The organism is Synechococcales cyanobacterium T60_A2020_003, assembly GCA_015272205.1.
GTDB lineage: Bacteria > Cyanobacteriota > Cyanobacteriia > RECH01 > RECH01 > JACYMB01.
Genome location: JACYMB010000284.1, coordinates 1 through 4772 on the forward strand (window position 1 = coordinate 1; position 4772 = coordinate 4772).

Sequence of the window (4772 nt, forward strand, 5' to 3'; positions counted from 1 at the left end):
TGGGGCCGTTGTGGAAGTCCGCCGGAACTGCCGTCTTCTTTGTCGGTACAGCGGTGGGCATTGTAGTGGCGATCGCCTTTTTCTTGATTCCCCCATCCCGAATAGCCCCTCCGACCGAACCCGCCACTCCGGTGGATGATCCGGTGTAAAACCTCCGCTTTAATGGGAGATAGTTCTCCCATGGCGATCGCCCATTTTTCTCTATGGCCACTAAAGCCCTCTTCACCATCGTCCCAGGGTGGAAACACCTGTTGTCGTACCAGAAATCCTGGTTGCGGGGCGATGTGCTGGCGGGCGTCACGGTTGCGGCCTACCTGATTCCCCAGTGCATGGCCTATGGAGAACTGGCAGGCGTAGAACCTGTTGCCGGATTGTGGGCAATTCTGCTGCCAATGGCGATCTATGCCCTCTTTGGCTCCTCGCCTCAGCTTTCGGTCGGCCCCGAATCGACTACCGCTGTGATGACCGCAGCGGCGATCGCCCCCTTAGCCACATCGGATGGCAGTGACTATGCCAGTTTGGCGGCCTTGCTGGCGTTGCTGGTGGGACTCGCCTGTATTGGGGGCTATGTTGCCCGATTAGGGTTTTTGGCCAACCTGCTCTCAAAGCCGATCCTGATTGGCTACATGGCCGGAGTCAGCGTCATTATGATGACGGGACAGTTGGGCAGAATCAGCGGCCTATCGATCCAGGCGGATAAATCCTTTGGGCAAGTCGTCGAGTTTTTGCAAAACCTGGACCATATCCACGAGCCGACCCTGATTCTGGCGATCGTCGTTTTGCTGTTTCTGTTCCTCATGCGGCGGCTCTTCCCCAATGCGCCAGGGCCGTTACTGGCGGTTCTCTTGGCAACGGGGGCGATCGCCCTTCTGCATCTGGATCAGGATGGCATTGCCGTAGTGGGCGAGATTCCGGCGGGTCTGCCCCATCCCCAACTGCCCAAAATCGCGGGGACAGAGGTGGGAACGCTGGTGGCGTCGGCGATCGGCATTGCGATCGTCGGTTATTCAGATAATGTGCTGACCGCACGAGCCTTTGCCGCCCGGAATCAGTACAAAATTCACGCCAACCAAGAGTTACTGGCACTGGGACTCTCGAACCTGGGGAATGGCTTTCTGCAAGGCTTTCCGATTAGTAGCAGCGGTAGCCGCACGGTGATTGGCGATTCCCTGGGCAGCAAGAGTCAACTCTTTTCCCTGGTGGCGTTGGGAGGGGTGGTCTTGGTGCTGCTGTTTCTGCGTCCGGTGTTGGCGCTCTTTCCTAAAGCCGCCCTAGGGGCGATCGTTATTTTTGCCGCGCTAAAGCTGATTGATGTCCCAGAGTTCCGACGGCTCAAGCAGTTTCGCCAAACCGAGTTTTATCTAGCGCTAATCACCACGGCGGGGGTGTTGCTGACCGACATTCTCGTAGGTGTAGGAATTGCAGTGGGCTTATCAGTGATTGACCTCTTTGCCCGCATCGCTCGTCCTCACGATGCGGTCATGGGGCGGGTGGCCGAGTTGCCCGGCCTCCACGACATCGAAGACTGGGACAACGCTACGACGATTCCAGGCTTAGTCCTCTACCGCTATGATGCACCGCTCTGTTTTGCGAACGTGGAGAATTTTAAGCAGCGGGCATTTGCGGCGATTGAAGCAGAGAAAACGCCAGTGGAGTGGTTTGTGCTGAATGCCGAAGCCATTCCAGAAGTAGACATGACGGCGATCGAGGGGTTGACGGAGTTTCAACACGAACTCGCCACGAAGGGGATTACCTTTGCAATGGCGCGGGTGAAACAGGATCTCTATGATCAGCTACGGCGATCGGGGCTTTTAGACACGGTCGGGGTCAATCACATCTATCTCACGCTGCATACGGCGATCGCCGGATTTGAGGCTCGACGCTAATCGGGTTGCAATATTGACCCCTCCAGTTGGCTGAAGAAACATCTTCGCGATCGCCCACAGCCAGATCTGCCCCCGTTGCAAAGGGTAGTGACGATTGACATGAGAGTCTCGAAGTAGAGTATGTTGGCCTTTGATTATGAGCTGAATCGTTGCAAATCCACGAATTTGCACCCCAGCATTTCAAGCTGTTGTCGCTTAGGTTCCGCTTGGAGAGCCACTGATATCGAGTGATTAGATCAAGTATACTATTTACTCAACCCTTGTCAGGGTCTGCTGACTTTCGTAACGTTTATTTATATAACCGTTAGGGTTCAGCGGTAAGAATAAGAAAAAGTTCAGTATACCTGACTACAAAAAATAGTCTTAATCCATCAGTGTTATATCGCTGCTGCGATTTTGAGAATCTTGAGTGACCGTGACATAAACCATTGCCATCCAGTCAATAGAGGGTAGTCCATGATTCAATCCGTTGGATATTCTATCAACTTCATTCAAGATGAAGCGCGCCAGTTGGTGCAGCGCGGTGTTCTCAGTCGCCATCAGCCCATCTATACCTTGTGTAAGTACATTCCAGCACGGGAATGGGCGATGATTGAGTGCGAGCTAGAGCGTAGTTGCTATTTGCTTAGAGACCGAATTGGGGATCTAATCGGTCGTGAAGAATGGGCAAATGATTAACCCGTTAACGGATAGTTGAGTAATGTACACGTTGGTGGTAGAGGAGAATCTATCTAGGACACAAACGAATATTGGTGCATGGGTCTCCTATGCAATTTTGTAGGCTATTGAACTTGCTAAACGAATAATCTAGTACGGATGGCTCCATTGCAGGGGCCATCCTTTTTCCAGTTCTATAAAGCCTTGGTAGAGTCGCCTATACGGAGCCTGCTCAAGCTGTGCTACGAATCGTTCTCGCTTCTCAATGTTTCTAGCTCGGCGCGAATAGACGCAATCTGCTGAGTCAGTTCCTGGAGGTCGGTCTGGAGGTCGGGGGCAGCCGTAGGAGCCGAGGATTGGGATGGCGACGGCGTAGAGGACGAACGGTTTGAGGCCGAGCTTGCACTATTAAACAATTGCTCGACAAAGGTGCGTGCCTCTCGTTCAGCGGTTTCGCCTTTTGCTTCCCATTCTTCTGTAAGCTGATAAAAGTCCGTTTGTAGTCTTGAAAACGTCTCTGCTCCTTGATCGGGGTTTTTGACAGACTCCGCGATCGCAGTTGCCGCGCCAAGGGTTACGCGAAAGCCTTTTTGGATGAGTTGAGCCAAATTTTCGGGATTCATTTGGGCAAATCAGAATTGAATGCTTTTAGCCTTCTATATTAGCGATCCTTTGTCAAGAACCAATGTTTCCGACCTTTTTGCCTCCGACGGTTGTCCAACTGACAGAAGAAACGTCACGCCAAATCGCGATCGCCCTACAACAGAAGGCGATCGCCACGCCCCTTTGTCCAGAAGCTATTCAGACAACCTATGTGCAGCAAGGAACAGGAAGCCTACCTGTTCTACTCTTGCATGGGTTTGATAGCTCCGTGTTCGAGTTTCGGCGGCTGTTGCCCGAACTCGCCCTTTCTTTTGAGACGTGGGCCGTTGATCTGTTAGGTTTTGGATTCACAGAACGCCCTGCCCAGATTAATTTCAGTCCAGCCACGCTGAAAACCCATCTTTACTCCGTTTGGAAAACGCTCATTGGCCGACCAATGGTGCTGGTGGGTGCATCCATGGGTGGGGCTGCCGCCATCGATTTTGCGTTGACCTATCCGGATGCTGTAGACCGACTGGTATTACTAGATAGTGCTGGATTTGCCAAGGCTCCTCCGTCTGGGCGTTGGCTGTTGCCGATTACCTACGCAGGAACCGAAGTGTTGCGTAACGCCTGGGTGCGCGGTCGCATTAGCAAATCGGCATACCATGATTCCACATGGGCGTCCGCCGATGCCGCTTGCTGTGCGGCTTTGCATCTGAGTTGCCCAGGGTGGCGGCGTGCTCTCGTGTCCTTTGCTCAAAGTGGTGGCTACAATTTTTTAGCGTCTCGTATTGCGGAACTCAGCATGAAAACCTTAATCCTGTGGGGGCGATCGGATCAAATTTTGGGCACGGAGGATGCCTATAAGTTTGAAGACGCTCTGCGTGCGATAGATGCCGACGGAATACCGCAAGGAACTTTAATTTGGCTGGATCAATGCGGACACGTCCCTCATTTGGAGAAACCGCGGCAGACGGCAGGCTTAATCCGCACATTTCTTGAACGGACTGCCTAAACTTTTTGCAATTTCTTTGACGCAAAGTTAAAAGTCTGCCCTCAATATCTGCTATTATAATTCTCCGAGCACCTGGAGAGGTGGCTGAGTGGTTGAAAGCGGCAGATTGCTAATCTGTTGTAGGAACAGTAATGCCCTACCGAGGGTTCGAATCCCTCCCTCTCCGTTCAAAATTCAGGCATTTGGATTCAGTTGTCTGACCCTGATTGAGTCAGGTCGGACCAATGCCGGAGAATTTCCGCCACTGACCATGCCTGGGCGATCGCCCCCTGAGGGGTATGGGGAGCATCGCCATCAAAGATTTCCGAAATAGATCCTAGACATGCTTGGGTTTCCATGTGGTGCAGCAAAGCCGAGGCATCGATCGGTAACGGCTCATCGGGATAGAAGCGCGTCCAGGCTCGGCAAAAGGGACCAATGAGCCAACTCCAAACGGTGCCTTGATGGTAGGCGCGATCGCGCTGTTCAACATTACCGCGATAGGAGCCAACGTAGTCCGGATCGGCGGGGTCAAGGGAGCGTAAGCCCAATGGAGTGAGTAGGCGATCGCGAGCAATCCGTAATCCCTGTCGAGCGAGGTGATCGTCAAATCCACAGTGATATAGGGATAGCGCAATCACAGCATTGGG

Annotated in this window: 6 protein-coding genes and 1 tRNA gene; 5 read left to right on the forward strand and 2 right to left on the reverse strand. The window is 52.8% G+C overall.

Annotated features, from left to right (window positions below; genetic code table 11):
* The 3 genes from IGR76_14005 to IGR76_14015 form a co-directional block, all read left to right on the forward strand.
* Positions 1–149 (forward strand): hypothetical protein (locus IGR76_14005; protein MBF2079592.1); only part of this gene is annotated, 149 nt, incomplete at its 5' end.
* Positions 150–203: 54 nt separating this feature from the next.
* Positions 204–1886 (forward strand): solute carrier family 26 protein, encoded by a 1683-nt coding sequence (locus IGR76_14010; protein ID MBF2079593.1) that lies wholly within the window; start codon positions 204–206, stop codon positions 1884–1886.
* Between the two features lie 456 nt (positions 1887–2342).
* Positions 2343–2564 carry a DUF4327 family protein gene (locus IGR76_14015; protein ID MBF2079594.1) on the forward strand — a complete coding sequence of 74 codons (222 nt, stop codon included), beginning with the start codon at positions 2343–2345 and terminating at the stop codon, positions 2562–2564.
* A 221-nt stretch (positions 2565–2785) separates the two neighbouring features.
* Here the strand turns inward: IGR76_14015 and IGR76_14020 are convergent, their stop codons facing one another.
* Entirely contained in the window at positions 2786–3166 is a 381-nt protein-coding gene (locus IGR76_14020; protein MBF2079595.1) for a hypothetical protein, read from the reverse strand.
* 62 nt (positions 3167–3228) lie between these two features.
* Between IGR76_14020 and IGR76_14025 the strand changes: the two genes are divergently transcribed.
* Together IGR76_14025 and IGR76_14030 are read left to right on the forward strand one after the other, a co-directional pair.
* The gene (locus IGR76_14025; protein MBF2079596.1) at positions 3229–4143 is read left to right on the forward strand and encodes an alpha/beta fold hydrolase; all 915 of its coding nucleotides are present in this window, start codon (positions 3229–3231) and stop codon (positions 4141–4143) included.
* A 74-nt stretch (positions 4144–4217) separates the two neighbouring features.
* Positions 4218–4309: transfer RNA gene (locus IGR76_14030), tRNA-Ser, on the forward strand.
* 22 nt (positions 4310–4331) lie between these two features.
* On the opposite strand, the gene IGR76_14035 is transcribed toward IGR76_14030, so the two are convergent.
* Positions 4332–4772 (reverse strand): amylo-alpha-1,6-glucosidase (locus IGR76_14035; GenBank protein MBF2079597.1); only part of this gene is annotated, 441 nt, incomplete at its 5' end.